The organism is Paraburkholderia sp. RL17-347-BIC-D (genome assembly GCF_046027915.1).
In the GTDB taxonomy this organism is placed as follows: domain Bacteria; phylum Pseudomonadota; class Gammaproteobacteria; order Burkholderiales; family Burkholderiaceae; genus Paraburkholderia.
The window spans coordinates 237,609-254,479 of sequence record NZ_JARESS010000012.1 but is presented as its reverse complement, the minus strand read 5'-3'; the positions used below and the strand labels follow the sequence as shown (position 1 = coordinate 254,479).

At 63.1% G+C, this 16,871-nt stretch carries 19 protein-coding genes; 12 read left to right on the top strand and 7 right to left on the bottom strand.

The genetic code is table 11. From position 1 onward, the window contains the following. The first annotated feature begins 88 nt into the window (after positions 1–88). Together P0D96_RS19045 and P0D96_RS19040 are read left to right on the top strand one after the other, a co-directional pair. Positions 89–391 (top strand): ArsR/SmtB family transcription factor, encoded by a 303-nt coding sequence (locus tag P0D96_RS19045; RefSeq protein WP_132382559.1) that lies wholly within the window; start codon positions 89–91, stop codon positions 389–391. 85 nt (positions 392–476) lie between these two features. Further along, positions 477–1,538, top strand: a complete 1,062-nt coding sequence (locus P0D96_RS19040) for an alkene reductase (protein ID WP_408281652.1) — start codon at positions 477–479, stop codon at positions 1,536–1,538. Between the two features lie 175 nt (positions 1,539–1,713). Here the strand turns inward: P0D96_RS19040 and P0D96_RS19035 are convergent, their stop codons facing one another. After that, positions 1,714–2,241 carry a GNAT family N-acetyltransferase gene (locus P0D96_RS19035; RefSeq protein WP_408177142.1) on the bottom strand — a complete coding sequence of 176 codons (528 nt, stop codon included), beginning with the start codon at positions 2,239–2,241 and terminating at the stop codon, positions 1,714–1,716. 138 nt (positions 2,242–2,379) lie between these two features. Here P0D96_RS19035 and P0D96_RS19030 point away from each other — a divergent pair, with 138 nt between their 5' ends. Next, positions 2,380–3,027 carry a VTT domain-containing protein gene (locus P0D96_RS19030; protein ID WP_408177141.1) on the top strand — a complete coding sequence of 216 codons (648 nt, stop codon included), beginning with the start codon at positions 2,380–2,382 and terminating at the stop codon, positions 3,025–3,027. Between the two features lie 17 nt (positions 3,028–3,044). Continuing rightward, positions 3,045–3,656, top strand: coding sequence for a LysE family translocator (locus P0D96_RS19025; protein ID WP_408281660.1), 612 nt, complete (start codon positions 3,045–3,047; stop codon positions 3,654–3,656). A gap of 29 nt (positions 3,657–3,685) precedes the next feature. Here P0D96_RS19025 and P0D96_RS19020 read toward each other — a convergent pair whose 3' ends face one another. From P0D96_RS19020 to P0D96_RS19010, 3 genes are read right to left on the bottom strand one after another with little or no spacing between them, the layout of a single operon-like run. Continuing rightward, complete coding sequence (locus P0D96_RS19020; RefSeq protein ID WP_408281662.1) at positions 3,686–4,183, bottom strand: SRPBCC family protein; 498 nt, start codon at positions 4,181–4,183, stop codon at positions 3,686–3,688. Continuing rightward, on the bottom strand, positions 4,180–4,518 hold the full coding sequence (locus P0D96_RS19015; protein ID WP_408314785.1) for an ArsR/SmtB family transcription factor: 339 nt from the start codon (positions 4,516–4,518) through the stop codon (positions 4,180–4,182). Before P0D96_RS19015 ends, P0D96_RS19020 begins: the two co-directional genes overlap by 4 nt. 3 nt (positions 4,519–4,521) lie before the next feature. Continuing rightward, complete coding sequence (locus P0D96_RS19010; protein ID WP_408314783.1) at positions 4,522–4,983, bottom strand: VOC family protein; 462 nt, start codon at positions 4,981–4,983, stop codon at positions 4,522–4,524. A 287-nt stretch (positions 4,984–5,270) separates the two neighbouring features. Between P0D96_RS19010 and P0D96_RS19005 the strand changes: the two genes are divergently transcribed. The 3 genes from P0D96_RS19005 (at position 5,271) to P0D96_RS18995 (ending at position 7,708) form a co-directional block, all read left to right on the top strand. Next, positions 5,271–5,723, top strand: coding sequence for a MarR family winged helix-turn-helix transcriptional regulator (locus tag P0D96_RS19005; RefSeq protein ID WP_408177138.1), 453 nt, complete (start codon positions 5,271–5,273; stop codon positions 5,721–5,723). A 16-nt stretch (positions 5,724–5,739) separates the two neighbouring features. Continuing rightward, complete coding sequence (locus tag P0D96_RS19000) at positions 5,740–6,303, top strand: isochorismatase family protein (protein ID WP_408314781.1); 564 nt, start codon at positions 5,740–5,742, stop codon at positions 6,301–6,303. Positions 6,304–6,367: 64 nt separating this feature from the next. Beyond that, positions 6,368–7,708 (top strand): MFS transporter, encoded by a 1,341-nt coding sequence (locus P0D96_RS18995; RefSeq protein ID WP_408314779.1) that lies wholly within the window; start codon positions 6,368–6,370, stop codon positions 7,706–7,708. An 83-nt stretch (positions 7,709–7,791) separates the two neighbouring features. Here P0D96_RS18995 and P0D96_RS18990 read toward each other — a convergent pair whose 3' ends face one another. Continuing rightward, a complete protein-coding gene (locus P0D96_RS18990) occupies positions 7,792–9,315 on the bottom strand; it encodes a CoA-acylating methylmalonate-semialdehyde dehydrogenase (RefSeq protein WP_408314777.1) in 1,524 nt (507 codons plus the stop codon). A 261-nt stretch (positions 9,316–9,576) separates the two neighbouring features. Beyond that, the gene (locus P0D96_RS18985; protein WP_408314775.1) at positions 9,577–10,533 is read right to left on the bottom strand and encodes a LysR family transcriptional regulator; all 957 of its coding nucleotides are present in this window, start codon (positions 10,531–10,533) and stop codon (positions 9,577–9,579) included. Between the two features lie 265 nt (positions 10,534–10,798). Here P0D96_RS18985 and P0D96_RS18980 point away from each other — a divergent pair, with 265 nt between their 5' ends. Genes P0D96_RS18980 through aroQ form a run of 3 tightly spaced genes read left to right on the top strand, consistent with a single transcriptional unit; the run spans position 10,799 to position 13,790 of the window. Beyond that, complete coding sequence (locus P0D96_RS18980; protein ID WP_408177134.1) at positions 10,799–12,205, top strand: MFS transporter; 1,407 nt, start codon at positions 10,799–10,801, stop codon at positions 12,203–12,205. 33 nt (positions 12,206–12,238) lie between these two features. Continuing rightward, a complete protein-coding gene (locus P0D96_RS18975) occupies positions 12,239–13,306 on the top strand; it encodes a Gfo/Idh/MocA family protein (RefSeq protein ID WP_408314773.1) in 1,068 nt (355 codons plus the stop codon). Positions 13,307–13,349: 43 nt separating this feature from the next. After that, positions 13,350–13,790 carry a type II 3-dehydroquinate dehydratase gene (gene aroQ / locus P0D96_RS18970; RefSeq protein ID WP_132382529.1) on the top strand — a complete coding sequence of 147 codons (441 nt, stop codon included), beginning with the start codon at positions 13,350–13,352 and terminating at the stop codon, positions 13,788–13,790. Positions 13,791–13,850: 60 nt separating this feature from the next. Here aroQ and P0D96_RS18965 read toward each other — a convergent pair whose 3' ends face one another. Further along, positions 13,851–14,939 carry a hypothetical protein gene (locus tag P0D96_RS18965; RefSeq protein WP_408314772.1) on the bottom strand — a complete coding sequence of 363 codons (1,089 nt, stop codon included), beginning with the start codon at positions 14,937–14,939 and terminating at the stop codon, positions 13,851–13,853. A gap of 200 nt (positions 14,940–15,139) precedes the next feature. Here P0D96_RS18965 and P0D96_RS18960 point away from each other — a divergent pair, with 200 nt between their 5' ends. Then, the gene (locus P0D96_RS18960; protein ID WP_408281683.1) at positions 15,140–16,045 is read left to right on the top strand and encodes a LysR family transcriptional regulator; all 906 of its coding nucleotides are present in this window, start codon (positions 15,140–15,142) and stop codon (positions 16,043–16,045) included. 136 nt (positions 16,046–16,181) lie between these two features. After that, positions 16,182–16,853 carry an HAD family hydrolase gene (locus P0D96_RS18955; protein WP_408314770.1) on the top strand — a complete coding sequence of 224 codons (672 nt, stop codon included), beginning with the start codon at positions 16,182–16,184 and terminating at the stop codon, positions 16,851–16,853. Positions 16,854–16,871 lie beyond the last annotated feature (18 nt).

Here is a 16,871-nt window from a genome sequence, read left to right as displayed (position 1 = left end):
TAAGACACAGCCCCTGTAGCGATGCTGTGGTGGGGGCGCCAACCGGCGCCCCCAACTGGCTGTTGTTGATGACCCTGAAACCCACCCAATGACGCTCGACATCGACGCGATTCACAAAGCGCTTGCCAATCCTGTTCGCCGGGAGATTCTTGGTTGGCTGCGCGAGCCGTACGCGCATTTCGGCGACCAGGAACTGCCGCTCGATTACGGCGTGTGCGCGGGCAAGATCAACGAACACTGCGGCTTGTCGCAGTCCACCGTGTCGGCCCACCTCGCGGCTTTGCAGTGCGCGGGCCTCGTCACGTCGAAGCGGGTGGGTCAATGGGTGTTTTTCAAACGCAACGAGGCCGTCATCCAGGCGTTCCTCGAGCACATGAACACGCAGTTCTAGGCGCTGTTATTCGCAGTGCCGCGCTTCTTTCATCAAGCAGTTTTTTCGGCTCGGGCCGCGCGCCCTCGGCCAAAGGTGAACTCATATGCCGACTCTTTTCGATCCGCTGCAAATTGGTGACATCACGCTGCCGAACCGCATCATCATGGCGCCGCTCACGCGCCAACGCGCCGAAGAAATCCGCGTGCCGAATGCGCTGATGGCGAAGTACTACGCTGAACGCGCGAGCGCCGGCCTGATCATCAGCGAAGCGACGTCTGTCACGCCGCAGGGCGTGGGTTATGCCGAGACGCCGGGCATCTGGTCGCAGGAGCAGGTCGAAGGATGGAAACTCGTTACGAGCGCCGTGCACGCCGCCGGCGGCAAGATTTTTCTGCAACTGTGGCATGTCGGCCGTATTTCGGACCCGCTGTTCCTGAACGGCGAACTGCCGGTCGCGCCCAGCGCGATCGCGGCACAAGGCCACGTGAGCCTGGTGCGTCCGGAGCGTCCCTATGTGACGCCGCGCGCCCTGGAACTCGATGAAATCGCCGGCGTGGTCGAAGCCTTCCGCAAAGGCGCGGCAAACGCGAAGGCAGCCGGTTTCGACGGCGTTGAAGTGCACGGCGCGAATGGCTATCTGCTCGACCAGTTTCTGCAGGACAGCACCAACAAGCGTACCGACGCCTACGGCGGCCCGATCGAAAACCGCGCGCGTCTGCTGCTCGAAGTCACCGACGCCTGTATCGACGTGTGGGGCGCGAACCGTGTCGGCGTGCACCTCGCGCCGCGTCGCGATGCGCACGCCATGGGCGATTCCGATCCGGCCGGCACCTTCGGCTATGTGGCCCGCGAACTCGGCAAGCGCAAGATCGCGTTCATCGCCGCACGTGAAGCGCTCGGCGACGACCGTCTCGGCCCGCAACTGAAGAAAGCCTTCGGCGGCCCGTACATCGCGAACGAAAAGTTCACCAAGGAAACCGCGCAACAGGTGCTCGACGCGGGTGAAGCGGACGCGGTGGCGTGGGGTCAACTGTTCATCGCGAATCCGGATCTGGTGCGCCGCTTCGCCACCAATGCGCCGTTGAACAAGCCGAACCCGGCGACGTACTATGCACGCGGCGAAACTGGCTACATCGATTATCCGACGCTGGAAACCGTGGAATAAGCCTTGCAGCAAGCTGTAAAAAAGCGAAGCTATGCGTGGGGTCGACGGAGGTTAAGCCGCTGAGTCAAAGCGGCAAATGCATGGCAGTACGCTAAAAACCGCGCGGCGGGTGTGACATGAACGATATGTTCCGGTCATACCCGCCGCGTTTTTTATGCCTGAAAAAAAGCGCATATCACGCAAGATCACGCCGCATGAACACCCTCTTCGATTCGTCGAGTCCTCGCGCGATATGCGCGTCGCGCCGCGCGATCAATGCCGCGTCGAGTTCGGCTTCTTCGATATCGCGAAACCCGAGCCGCCGATAATACGGCGCATTCCACGGCACCTCGCGAAACGTCGACAGAATCAGTTGCGTGAGTCGTTGCGCGCGCGCAATTTGCGCGACCTGCTCGATCAGCGCCGCGCCGATCCGCTGCCCCGCGTGCGAAGTGAGCACATCGAGTTCCTGCACGTAGATGCGCGTGGCCTGCGGCTCGAACATCACAAAACCGGCACACGTTGCATCGGCAGCCACGGCAACGATGATTTCCCGCGCCGCGATCTTGCGCTCGACGAGTTCCAGGTCCATCGGCGGCGCATCCGCGATGCCCGCCATATCGACGCTGAGGAAGCGCTGCCCCGCTTCGAATTCGATCGTGCGGATGGCGTTCGCATCGTGCGGCCCGGCAAAGCGGAAGGTAACAGCGGTGGCGTGTTGCATGGGCGTTTTCGCAGGTGTGTTGTGGTGGTTATTCTCGACGACACGCCCCGATATTGACATCACCTCCGAGAAATAGACAAGTCAGCGCGCCGCTGCGGGACTAAACTCCTGAAGATCTGAATTTCCCTTCGACCCAACATGGATCTGATGCATGTGCTGCAGGTCGCCCTGCACTTCGACCAGCACCTGAGCGGCCTGATCGTGCAATACGGCACCGCTGTCTACGCGATGCTGTTTCTCGTCGTGTTCGTCGAAATTGGCTTCCTGCCGCTATTCTTCCTGCCCGGCGATCCGCTGATCTTCATTTGCGGCGGTCTCGCGGCCACCGGCGCGCTGAACGTCTGGTTCGTGATTCCGGTGCTGTTCGCCGCGACGGTGGTGGGCAGCATCGTCGACTATGCGATCGGGCGCGCGATCGGCGAGAAAGTCTATACCGCCGACTATCGCTGGCTCGACAAGAACGCGCTGCGCAAGGCGCACGCGTTTTACGAAGCACGCGGCGGACTGACTTTCCTGCTGTCACCGTTCATCGCCGTGGTGCGCACCTTCGCGCCGTTCGTCGCGGGCGTTTCGCGCATGACGTTCGCGCGTTTCGTGTCGTTCGTCACGGCGGGCGCGGCGCTGTGGATCGTATCGCTGGTGGCGGCCGGCTATCTGTTCGGCAATGTGCCGCTGGTGCGCGATCATATGAGTTCGATCGTGCTGCTGGGCGTCGCGCTCGGCGTCGGCTCGCTGCTCGTGAGCGGAGTGTGGCGCTTCGTCAACCGGCGCTTGCGCGCGCACTGAAATTCGTGGAGATCGTCATGACGCTAACCGCCTTGCTCGTTTTCGCCCTCGCGCTGATCGTCGCGGCCGGCACGCCGGGGCCGAGTATCGCCGCGTTGGTCGCGCGCGCGCTGACCAACGGCTTTCGCGACGTGCTGCCCTTTCTCGCCGCCATGTGGATCGGCGAGGCGCTCTGGCTCACCTGCGCGGTGGCCGGACTTGCAGTGATTGCGCGCAGCTTCGGCATGGTGTTCGTGGTGCTCAAATTCATCGGCGTGGCGTATCTGCTGTTTCTCGCCTGGAAGATGTGGCGCGCGCCGGCCGATGTGCAAGGCAGCGAATTGCCGAGCGCCCGCTCGCCGTGGCGCATGTTCGTGGCGGGTCTGCTCGTCACGCTCGGCAATCCGAAGATCATGATGTTCTACCTCGCGCTGTTGCCGACCATCATCGACGTGTCGCGCATCGGCACCGTCGCGTGGTTCGAACTCACGCTCACCATGCTGATCGTGCTGATGGCCGTCGACTTCGGCTGGGCGCTGCTCGCCACGCGAGCGCGCAAGCTGCTCACCACGCGGCGCGCCGTGAAGATCGCCAACCGCGCGAGCGCGACGGTGATGGCGGGCGTCGCGGCCGCGATCGCCACGCGCTGAGGCTTTGCGTCGCTGGAACGCCCGAGCGCTCAGCCAGTCGGTCCGGACGCCTGTACGGCCGTTCGCAGTGAAGCCAGTAACGCTTGCCACCATTCGCCGTGCCGCAGCAGAAACACGCGATCGGGGAAATGGTGGCGCGCCACGTGTTCCTGCGGCACGGTATCCCAGCCGCGATGTTCAACGGTCACTCGTGTTTCGTCGCCCACCGCTTCGAAACGCACCTCGACGTGCGTGTGTTGCGCGTCGCTGAAACTGGCCTGACGCCAGCCGAAGGCGAGGCGCTCGCCCGGCTCCCAGACCGTGACGCGGCCAATCTCGAAGACGCTGCCGTCCGCCTGCGTCTCGATCAGGCGCCCCTGCCCGCCCGCTTGCTCAGCCGGTTCGAACGACAATATGCCGGCGCTCTGCGGCGTGAACTGAAAGAGCTGATTAGGCCGCCACCATGCGCCGATCTCGCGCGTGAAAACGTCGAACGCGCGTTGCGGCGAGGCGGCCACGCGCAACGACACCTGCACGCGCGAACTCATCCCTGTACCTCCAGATGCGCTTTGAACGACAGCAATTGCCCGGCCCACATGGCCTCGGTCTGTTCGAGCCACGCCTTCAGCTCGGCCATCGGCGTCGAGCGCAGCACGTAAAGGCGCACGCGCGCGTCGACGCCGTCATGCGATTCCTCGATCAACTGGCTCGAACGCAGCACACGCAAGTGCCGGCTCATCGCTTGAGGCGACAGGCCGGTGGCTTGCGCGAGTTCGCCGGCGCGCATCGGCTGACGGCTAAGCAGATCGACCACCTGCCGCCGGTTCGGATCGGCTAGCGCGGCCAGCGTGCGGTCGAGCGAGGCGCTCGCAGGCAGGGCCATGCGCTACACCCATCCTTCGATCTTCAGACCGCTGACGCGCTCGGCTTCCTCGCGCGACACGGTGCGAACCGTCTGGCCGAAGCTCCACACGTGCCCTTCCAGGTCGCGAGCGGCGTAGACGCGGTCGCCGTAAAACTGATCCTCCGGTTCGCGCGTAATCACGGCGCCCGCGGCACGCGCGCGGGCGCAATGCTCGTCGATGCCGTCACGCAATTGCACGTGCACCGACTGCGTGTTCTTGCCGCCGATCGACGCCGGACTGGCCGCGTTTTCCGACCATTCGCGGCAGACCATCAGGTAGCTGTCGCCGAAACGCATTTCCGAGTGGCCCAACTGGCCGTCGTTGTCCGTGATGACCATCTGGCGCTCGAAACCGAACGCCCGCTCGAGCCAGTCGAGCGCTGCAAACGGGTCTTTGTAGTACACCGCGGATCCCAGCGACGGACGATACAGCGGCTCGCTCATGATTGCCTCCTTTTGTAAACCTGACGGTTGATATTTAACACTATAGTTAAACAAATCGAGAAAGCAAGATCGAGATGCATAACACTGCCCTTCGCACATGAGTCGGTCGATGCGGACGCCAGGTACGAACGTGTCTTCGCAAAGAGCACGACTGACTTTGCAGCCTGATACCGTCTCGGACGGCGCACGCTTCGCCCTCCTTTCATTCTCCCCACGCCACCCCCTCACCTTGACTTCAACCAGATACGAAGGTAACCTTCGCAGGTAACCTTCACATCTGTCATGGCATGAGCAAGACCGATTTACCGGCCGATACCGAAACCCTGCACGCCATCGCGGAAGACCTGCGCGTGCTGGTCGGCAAACTGCGCCGCCGCTTGCGCGAAGAGTCGCATCTGGGCGATTTCACTCCTTCACAGGTGCAGGTCCTCGGCTTGCTGGAGCGCGAAGGTCCGGCAACGGTCACCGCGCTCGCGCGTGCTCACGGCATGCGTCCGCAATCCATGGGCGAAACGCTTTCGGTTCTGAAAGCCGCCGGCCTCGTCAGCGGCGCGCCCGATCCGAACGACGGGCGGCAAACGGTCCTCTCCCTCACACCCGCCTTTCGCAAGAAGATCAAGGCAAGCCGCGCGGCTCGCGAAGACTGGCTGTTTCGCACCATCCAGACGCGCTTCTCGGCGGCCGAGCAACGACAACTCGCTACCGGCGTCGACTTACTCAAACGCCTCATCGACTCGTAACTCTCAGGAGCAACTCATGGCATTCACTACGCTCGACCCAAAGACCGCACTCATCGTCGTCGATTTGCAGCAAGGTATTGTCGCGCTGCCCACCGCGCATCCCACTGGCGACGTCGTCAAGCGCTCGGCCGTCATCGCCGACGCGTTTCGCCGCCACGGCCTGCCCGTGGTGCTCGTCAACGTGACCGGCGGCGCGCCGGGCCGCGCGGAACAGGCGCGCCACGCCGGCGACTTTCCGGCCGGGTTCGCGGACCTCGTGCCTGAACTCAACGCGCAGCCGTCGGATCATCGGGTCACCAAGCGCACCTGGGGCGCGTTCACGAACACCGATCTCGAAGCCTATCTGCGCGAGCAAGGCGTTACGCAAGTGGTGCTCGTAGGCGTGGCCACCAGCATCGGTGTCGAATCCACCGCGCGCTACGCCAACGAACTCGGCTTTAACGTCACGCTCGTCGTCGACGCCATGACCGATCTCAATGCGGACGCTCACACCAACAGCATCACGCGCATCTTTCCGCGTCTCGGCGAAACCGGCACGACCCAGGAAGTCCTCGAGTTGCTCGAGCGCTCGCGCGCATGATGCCGGCTTCGATCACAGCTGGAAGTCTGCGCGCCGGCCTAACCCCGCACATGGAAACAGCCCGGTGAAAGGCACGTTCCGTTCGCTGCGCAATTTCAATTACCGGGTCTGGGCGAGCGGCGCGATCGTCTCCAACATCGGTACGTGGATGCAGCGCACGGCGCAGGACTGGCTCGTTCTCACGGAACTCACGCGTCACAATGCGACCTCCGTGAGGATCGTCATGTCGCTGCAGTTCGGCCCGCAAATGCTGCTGTTGCCGCTCACCGGTTATGCGGCCGATCACTTCGACCGTCGCAAACTGCTGTTCGCCACGCAGGCAGCCATGGGTACTTGCGCACTGGGCCTCGGTATTCTGACCGTCACCGGGCTCGTGCACTTGTGGCACGTCTATGTGTTCGCGGGACTGCTCGGCTGCGTCACCGCGTTCGACTCGCCGGCACGCCAGACCTTCGTATCGGATCTGGTCGGCGAGGACGATCTGTCGAACGCGGTCGGCCTGAATTCCACCTCGTTCAACGCCGCGCGCATGATCGGGCCGGCGGTCGCGGGACTGCTGATCGCTTCGGTGGGCACCGGCTGGGTGTTTCTCATCAACGGGCTGTCTTTTGTCGCCGTGCTTGGTTCGCTGCGCATGCTGCGGTTGAGTGAACTGCATCTGAAGCCCCGTGCGGTGCGCTCACGTGGCAGTTTCGTGGAAGGCTTCAAGTATGTGTGGACGCGGCCCGACCTGAAGGCCGCGCTGTTGATGCTGTTCCTGATCGGCACATTCGGCCTGAACTTCCCGATCTTCATCTCGACGATGTCGGTCACTGCATTCCATGCGGGTGCGAGCGAATACGGCGTGTTGAGCTCGACCATGGCGATCGGCTCCGTGACCGGCGCGCTGCTCGCCGCGCGTCGGGCCAAACCGCGCATGGCGCTGTTGCTCGGCGCGGCGAGCGTGTTCGGCGTGGGCTGCACCGTGGCTTCGTTAATGCCGACTTCCGTGCTGTTCGGCATTGCACTCATGGTAATCGGCGTGTCGACGCAAACCTTCACGACGTCCACCAACAGTCTCGTTCAACTCACCACCGACCCCGTCATGCGCGGCCGGGTGATCGCGATTCTGCTGGCGATTGCGTTGGGCGGCACGCCGCTCGGCGCGCCGGTCGTCGGTTGGGTCGCGGACCGTTTCGGCCCGCGCTGGGCGCTCGGCGTAGGCGCGGCTTCGGGATTCGCGGCGGCGGTCGTCGGCTTGCTCTACCTGGTGAAATACCGCCAGTTCCGCGTGTATATGGACGGCAGACGTCTGCGCTATAGCGTCGACGATCCGCGTCAGGGGCCCGCATACGTCAGCGCCGCTATTGCCTTGCAAAACGCTGTCTTGAGCGAAGCGGAGGAAGATTCGTCTTCGGGCGTTTAAGGGGCCGTTGCCGCTCCCTCACGCAAAAAAGCCGCGCCTGAATCAGGCGCGGCTTTCTGAATGACAACCAACCCGCCGATAACTTACTTCGCCACCGGCATCGTGAATTCAGCCCCCTTGCCGATGCTGTCCGGCCAGCGCTGCATGATGCTCTTGTAGCGCGTATAGAAGCGCACACCCTCTTCGCCGTAAGCGTGATGGTCGCCGAACAGCGAGCGCTTCCAGCCGCCGAACGAATGCCATGCCATCGGCACCGGAATCGGCACGTTGATGCCAACCATGCCCACCTGAATCTGCCGGCCGAACGCGCGCGCCACACCGCCGTCCGACGTGAAGAGCGACACGCCGTTACCGAACTCGTGCGCGTTGATCAGCGCCACGGCGCTCGCGAAATCGGGCACCCGCACCACCGCCAGCACCGGGCCGAAGATCTCTTCCTTGTAGATCTTCATGTCCGTGCCGACATTGTCGAACAGCGTGCCGCCGATAAAGAAGCCGTCTTCGCTCGCCACCGGATGCGCGCGGCCGTCGACGACCAACTTCGCGCCCTCGGCCTCGCCCGACGCGATATAACCGGCCACCTTGGCCTTATGTTCGGCGGTAACCAACGGGCCCATTTCCGCGTCGAGATGTTCACCGTTCTTGATCACGAGCGATTTGACGCGCGGCACCAGCTTCTCGATCAGCTTGTCGGCCACGTTGCCGACCGCCACCGCGACCGAGATCGCCATGCAGCGCTCGCCCGCCGAACCGTAGGCCGCGCCGATCAGTGCGTCGACCGCCTGATCCAGATCGGCGTCCGGCATCACCACCAGATGATTCTTCGCGCCTCCGAGCGCCTGCACGCGCTTGCCGCGCTTCGACGCTTCCGTATGAATGTATTCGGCGATCGGCGTCGAGCCCACGAACGACAGCGCCGCGACATCCGGGTGATCGATCAGCGCATCCACGGCCACCTTGTCGCCGTTGACGACGTTGAACACGCCGTCCGGCAGTCCGGCTTCCTTCAGCAACTCGGCAATCCGCAGCGACGCCGACGGGTCACGCTCCGACGGCTTCAGCACGAACGTGTTGCCGCAGGCGAGCGCGACCGGGAACATCCACATCGGCACCATGACCGGGAAGTTGAACGGCGTGATGCCCGCAACCACGCCCAGCGCCTGCCGCAGATTCCAGTTGTCGATGCCGCCGCCGATCTGGTCGGTGAAATCGGTCTTCAGCAGGTTCGGAATGCCGCACGCGAACTCGACCACTTCGATGCCGCGCACCACTTCGCCTTGCGCGTCCGTGAACACCTTGCCGTGTTCGCGTGTGATCAGCATCGCCAGCTCGTCGTGATGCTTGTTCAGCAGCTCCTTGAACTTGAACAGAATGCGGGCGCGCTTGATCGGCGCGGTTTCGCTCCAGGCGGGAAAGGCGGCCTTGGCGGCTTGCACCGCCGCGTCCACTTCCTCGACCGACGCCAGCGCCACCGAGCCGGTCACCTTGCCGGTGGCGGGATTGAACACGTCCTTGAAGCGGCCGCTAGTCGGCGCGGCCGGCGCGCCGCCAATGTAGTGGCCCAACTGCTGCACCGACAGCTTCGCTTGTTCGTTCACTGCATTCATGTCCTTACCTCGTGTTCGGGATAAACCGCGGCGCGTCACCACCGGGCCATAGGCAAAAAATCGGGCTACTTCGCACAGCGCCAGAGCGGCGATCCGCTCGTCGGCAGGCTCCATCGAGACTTGCCAACTGTATCGACGGCGCCGGCCATATTCCCGATACAGCGAAATAAAACCGCGCCTCACTGTATTGTTTTTTGCATGGCAACTGTATTGGACCGCGGACCCCGCTCAGGCGTCAGCGCGCGTCGCGGCGTGGCTCGGTCAAAACCCGCCCACGCCGCGTGTCACCAGCGCGTACGGCCCGCTCGTCAACTGTTCCCGGAGAAATTCGATGCACACCTGGATCTTCGCCGACGACGACAAACGCTCCGCCGTCACGGCCCACACGTCGGCGGACTGCAGGTAGTCAGGCAGCACGCGCACCAGTTCGCCGGCGCGCAGGCTCTCGGCCACGTCCCAGATCGACACCATCACCACGCCGTAGCCGTCCTTGGCCCACTGCACGACGATATCGCTGAGATTGGACGCAACGGTGCCCGTCACCTTCACGCTCTTTTCGCCGTTCGGACCGCTCAGGCGCCAGACGCCGAAGCGGTCGTCGCGTCCGCGAAACAGCAGGCAGTCGTGCTGGGTCAGTTCGGCCAGTTCGAGCGGCGTGCCCCGCCGTTCCAGATAGTCCGGCGACGCGCAGAGTATTCGCGTGCTCTCCACTATCTTGTGCGCGATCAGGTGCGGCTCATGCACTTCGCCCACGCGAATGTCGATATCGAAGTTCTCGCCCACGAGATCGGCGCGCCGGTCCAGCAATTCCAGCCAGATCTCGAGATTCGGATGACGCTGACGCAGCAAGGCCAGAATCGGCGATACATGCTTGCGGCCGAGCCGCAGGCTCGTGCTGATGCGCAGCAAGCCGCGCAACTCGGTGCGGCGATCGGCGAACGCATCGGCCATGCCTTGCACGTCGTCGAGTATTTTCTGCGCCCACTGCAAAGCGGCTTCGCCGTCGCTCGTCACACTGACCCGGCGCGTGGTGCGCTGAAAGAGCTTCACGCCGAGACTGGCTTCCAGCATGGCAACGCGCTTGCTGACATGCGAGGGTGACAAACCCATTTCCGTCGATGCCGCCACGAAGCTACCCCGGCGCGCGATGTTGCAGAACAGCTGCAGATCGCGCAGGAAAGACTCATTGCTGGCTGTGAGCGCATTCTGATTTTCCATTTGGCCGCATTGTGTCCGTGCAGAACCACATTACCCTAGCCCTAACGAGCCGATCGGGCAAGCCATGCCGGTCGGATGAAATACTCGGGACACCCAGGCACTGGTTAACCCTGTACCGCCGTTCGATTGGTGCGCTGCACAGCAGCGATCGAGCATCCGGAAACAGGCCGCGTCCCGGTAAGTCCTGGCTTGCATAGTTTTGCTTTCAGGACGCCAATGAATCAGCCGTAGAAGCTGATCCAAACATTTCTGTTCAGGAGACAACATGGAAACGAATACATCGGCAGGCGGCCACGAACGCCGCTCGCAGGCTCGCAAGGCAACCGCCAGCGGCTGGATCGGCTCGGCACTCGAGTACTACGACTTCTTTATCTACGCTCAGGCAGCGGCCCTTATCTTTCCACAGTTGTTCTTTCCATCGGGCAATCCGAAGATCGCCATCGTGGCTTCGCTCGCCACTTACGGCGTGGGTTACGTTGCGCGGCCGATCGGCGCGGTGGTGCTCGGGCATTGGGGCGACACTCATGGCCGCAAGAACGTTCTGCTTCTCTGCATGTTCCTGATGGGCATCTCGACGATGGCGGTCGCCTTTCTGCCTACCTATCACAGCGTCGGGCTGCTCGCGCCCGCCCTGCTGGTGGTGCTGCGCCTGATTCAGGGTTTCGCCGTGGCCGGTGAAATCTCGGGCGCGAGTTCGATGATTCTCGAACACGCGCCATTCGGGCGGCGCGGCTATTACGCCAGTTTCACGCTGCAAGGCGTGCAGGCGGGCCAGATTCTCGCCGCCGCCGTGTTCCTGCCGCTCGCCTACTTCATGGAAGAGAGCTCATTCAATTCGTGGGGCTGGCGCATCCCGTTCCTGCTGAGTGCCGTGGTGCTGATTGCCGGCTACTACATTCGCCGCGAAGTCCATGAAACACCGGCGTTCGCCAAGGAAGACGCGAGCGGCAACGTGCCCAAGTCGCCGATTGTCGAAGCCTTCCGCTACAACTGGCCCGATATGGTGCGCGTGATTCTCTGCTCGTTGATGAACGTGATCCCGGTCGTCGCCACCATCTTCGGCGCGGCCTATGCGGTGCAGGCGTCATACGGCATCGGCTTTTCCAAGAGCGTCTATCTGTGGATTCCGGTAATCGGCAATATCGTCGCCGTGCTGGTGATTCCCTATGTGGGCAATCTTTCCGACCGGATCGGCCGGCGCCTGCCCATCGTCGTCGGCGCGCTCGGCGCGGGTCTGCTTTCGTTCGGCTACCTCTACGCGATCAGCATCCGCAACGTCCCGCTCGCCATGGTGATGTCGATCCTCATGTGGGGCATCGTCTATCAAGGGTATAACGCGATTTTCCCGAGCTTCTATCCGGAACTGTTCCCGACCCGTTCAAGGGTCTCCGCGATGGCCATCGGCCAGAACATCGGCACGACGATCACCGCTTTGCTGCCTGCGCTGTTCGCCTATGTCGCGCCGCCCGGATCGACCAATGTGCCACTCATCATCGGCACGATCACGTTCGCCATCACCATCGTTGCGGCGGTGACCGCATGGAGCGCACGCGAGAACTACCGCGTCAGGCTGAGCGATCTGGGTGAACCCAATGCCGTGCCGATCGACAAGGTCAGCTACGAGCGCATGCGGGCCGAGACCATGGCTGAAACGAAGAAAGCTCTCGCGTAATCCATTTCGCTCGAACTTCGAAGGAATCGATCCATGAACAGGACCCGGATCGCCGTGGCCGGCGCGGGCTACATCGGCCGCGCTCACATGGCCGTCGCGCAGCAGAGCGGCACGTGCTCGTTGTCGGCGATCGTCGACCCGTCGCCGGCGGCACAGGCGATCGCTACCCAGACCGGCGTGCCGCTTTACCGGACGCTCGACGAACTGCTCGAACGGGACCGCCCGGACGGTGTGATTCTGGCCACGCCGAACCAGTTGCATGTGGAGCACGCGCTGACCTGTCTCGCGGCCGGCGTGCCGACACTGCTCGAAAAGCCGATCGCATCCACGGTCGATGAAGCGGAATCACTGGTCGCCGAAGCCGAGCGTTGCGGCGTGCCGTTGCTGATCGGGCATCACCGCGCGCACAGTCCGATCATGGCCCGCGCGAAGCAACTAATCGACGAAGGCCGGCTCGGCAAACTGGTCGCGGTGATGGGCAGCGCGGTCTTTTTCAAACCGGATGAGTACTACGCCGACGCCCCCTGGCGGCGCGAGCCGGGCGGCGGGCCGATCCTGCTGAACATGATCCACGAGGTGCACAACCTGCGCATGCTGTGCGGCGATATCGTGGCCGTGCAGGCGTTTTCGTCGCATGCCACACGCGGCTTTCCGGTCGAGGACACAGTGGCGATCAACCTGCGCTTCGCGAGCGGCGCGCTCGGCAGCTTCATGCTATCGGACACGGCCGCGAGTGCTCGTAGCTGGGAGCAGACGTCGCAGGAAAACAAGGCTTATCCGTCGTATCCGGACGAAGACTGCTATGTGATCGCGGGCACCTTCGGTTCGCTCGCCGTGCCCACCATGCGCCTGAAAACCTATGGCAAGGCCGAGGACCGTTCGTGGTGGAAGCCGTTCGCGGTCGGCGTTGCCGAGATGACTCGCGACGATCCGCTCAAGCTTCAGCTCGAACATTTCGTGCGCGTCATTCGACAAGAAGTGAAACCGCTCGTGAGCGCCCGCGACGGCCTGCAGAATCTGCGCATTACCGAGGCGATCGTGGAAGCGGCCAATGCCGGTTCCGTGGTCAGCACGACGCCCGCGGTCGCAGCGGCGCATTGATATCGCATCGCCTTTACTGAATCCATTACTCCAGGAACGCCCCATGAAAACGTTCGTGATGCTTCACGGCATCAACCACAATATGTTCGGCAAGCGCGACCCTGCGCAATACGGCACCGTGACGCTCGCCGAAATCGACAGCAGCCTGCAGGCATTGGGCAAGGAACTGGGCGTGCAGGTCGAGAGCTTTCAGACCAACAGCGAAGCCGCCATGTGCGAACGCATCCACCAGGCTTTCACGGACAATGCCGACGGTGTCATGATCAACGCCGGAGCATGGACGCATTACAGCTACGGCATTCGCGATGCGCTGGCGATCTTGACGGTGCCGGTGGTGGAAATTCACATGTCGAACATCCACGCGCGCGAAGCGTTCCGGCATGTTTCCGTGTTTGCCGAAGTCGTCAAAGGGCAGATTTGCGGCTTTGGCGTCGAGAGTTATCTGCTGGGGCTGCGAGCGGCTGTATCGGCGACGGCCGCTTAAATAACGGTGATTTTGCGTCGCCGCGCCCGGAGTCGTTCACCGTGCGCGGCGAATGCTCCATCAGCGCCATGCATCAGTCAGCTCGTTGGCCAGCACCATCTTCTCGCGGATCACTTCGACAAAGGCGGCGTCGGCGGCGCCCTGCGCCTTGAGGAATTTGAGCGCGGCGGAATGCACGGTGCGCATCGCCCGTCCGTCGATTCCGCTCATGCGCGCCGCGCCGCGACGCGTCTCCTCCACCAGATCGCGCGCGCTGCTGAAATCGGGCGACAAGCCGCTCTGCGTTTCGAACCGGCTGCGCAGATCCGTCGCGTAATCGCGCGAGGTTCCAAGCCGGTCCATATCGATCAGCAGATCGACACCGTCCGCCATGCGCAACGCGCACAGAATCCACAGCGCGACGAATGCCCGATACGCGTTATTGCCTTCCGCGGTGCGCGCATAGTGCTCGCACGCCATTGCATAAGTGTCGTCCGAAGTGGGCGCCGCGGGCGGCAAGCTCACGCCGCAGATCTCGATGGCCTGCCTGACTAGCGGGTCCGATTGATTCAGCCCGAGCACGCGAAACGGCGCGGCCACGAAAAACGGATTGCTCCATTGTTGACTGAGCAGCCACCCCGAAGCGAACTGCGAGGCCGGATTTCGCAACACGCCCACATGCATGGCCTGCGGAAAAGCCTGCTTCAGCCACGGCAGCCGGCCGGACGAGCGGCAAAACTTGAAGACCGGCACGCTGCCCTGTTCGGTGGTGCGCTCGCACAGGTTGCGTAGATAGGCCTGCAATGCCGGAAATTCCGCATCAGGCACGCTGGCGAAGCGATCGAGACTGAAACCCCTGCGATATCCGTCCACACCGCGAACGCCTTCGCGCAGAAACGGGCGATATTCGTGGAAATACGGCGCGTCAAGCGGCGGATGGCCCGATGTCAGCGTGGGACGCGACGCGGACACCTCGGCCAGGCTCAGGTCCGCGAGCACGTTGCTGAGCGGCTCATAAAAGCCGGTCACGCTGTCGAGTTCGCGCAGACGCGACCAGACCCACGTTCCCGCGCTACGCCAGCCCGTGTGCAGAAACACCGCCTGTTTCAACGCGCTGTTCCGCGCGGCATCGGTTGACGGGCCATTCGACGGCTCAATGGACAACGGCATGTGGACTTCTCTTCAAATGAAAGCAGCAGGTAAGCGGCGCAAACGCATACTTTAGCGGCTCGCGCCGCCGCGTGCATGACAGAAGCATCACTTTACCTTGCAAGCCGCACCGCATTCGTCGGCGCGTGTGCCAGACTGAACTGGAATCGCGCATCCAAACGCTTTAAGCTGCCAGACTTCCGAACTCAAACGTCGCTCACATGAACGATTCGGCCGATATCCGCTTCCTGTTGACGCTGCGCGAAAGCGGCAGCCTGATCGCCGCGGCGCGAAAGCTGGGCTTGTCGCCCTCGGCGGTCACGCAGCGACTTCAGCAACTGGAAAAGAAACTGGGCGCGCAACTGGTGAACCGCACGGCGCGCCGCCTGCAATTCACGGAAGAAGGCACGCTGCTGTGCGAACGCGGCGCCGACCTCGTCCAGCAGTTCGACGCGCTGTTCGAAGACCTGCAGATGCGTCGCGGCGGACTCGTCGGCACGCTCAAAATCAATGCGCCGCTGGGGTTCGGGCGGCGGCACCTCGCGCCCGCGATTGCCGATTTCCAGCAGCGGAATCCGGATGTCGACGTCGCGCTTACGCTCTCCGACAAGCCTCTGACCGAGACGATGGACCGCTTCGATATCGTCGTGCATATCGGCGAGTTGCCGGTGTCGAATCTGATCGGCTACACGATTGCACCGAATGCGCGTTTCGTCTGCGCGGCGCCCGCGCTGATCAAGCGAGTGGGCATGCCGGATTCTCCGGATGAATTGAGCAGGCTGCCCTGCATCGTGCTGCGCGAGAACAACGAAGATGTCTCGCTATGGCAGTTCAGCAAAGGCCGCACGCGCCGCAGCGTGCGCGTGTCTGCTCATTTGAGCTGCAACGATGGCGATGTGATCCGCCAGTGGGCATGCGAAGGACGCGGCGTGATCCTGCGCTCCGAATGGGACGTGGCCGACGATCTTGCGAAGGGCAAGCTCGTGCGTTTGCTATCGGGATGGAAAGCGCCCGATGCCGACGTCATGGCGCTCACGCATCAACGCGCGGGCCTGCCGGCGCGCACCCGTCATTTCATGCAGTATCTGCAAAGCAGGTTCAGGCCGCAGCCGCCCTGGCGGCGATAAGTGTCGAAATCCGCTTGCAGGAAGACGCAAACTGGATCATTCATTCTGACTGAATCTAAGAGTTAAGCCATCTGAACGCCGCGCCGCTGATGAAACTTTATAATCAGCTCACCGTCCGCTGCTGGTCAAATCAATCATGACTCGTGCCTCTGTGCCTGCCGCCTATCCCAAAGCGGTCCTGTTCGACCTCCTGACCGCCTTGCTCGACTCATGGACCTCATGGAATCGCGCGGCCGGTTCCGAACAGGCGGGCCGTGCATGGCGCGCCGCCTATCTGCGGCTGACCTACGGCTGCGGCTCATACATTGCGTATGAACAACTGGTGCGCGAAGCCGCCGCACAAGTCGGCCTGCCCGAATCCGCCGCGCTCGCGCTCGAAGCAGACTGGCTGACGCTCACGCCGTGGAGCGGCGCCGTCGACACGTTGCAAACGCTCGCGCCGCATTGCAAGCTAGCGGTCGTGACCAACTGCTCCACGCGGCTCGGCACACAGGCGGCCCTGCTCTTGCCGGTCCGCTGGGACGCGATCGTCACCGCCGAAGAAGCCGGCGTATATAAACCGGAGCCACTGCCGTACCGCCTCGCGCTCGAAAAACTCGGCGTCCAGGCCCATGAAGCCGCGTTCGTGGCCGGCTCCAGCTACGACATGTTCGGCACCGCCGCCGTCGGCTTGCGGACGTATTGGCACAACCGCGTCGGCCTGCCGCTCGTAAGCGGCGCACAGCCGCCCGAGATCCAATCGCCGACGCTCGATTCGCTCGTTCCGTGGCTCGCTCGCTTCGGCACGAACCAGCATGACTCCGCATGACTCCGCATGACTCCATTT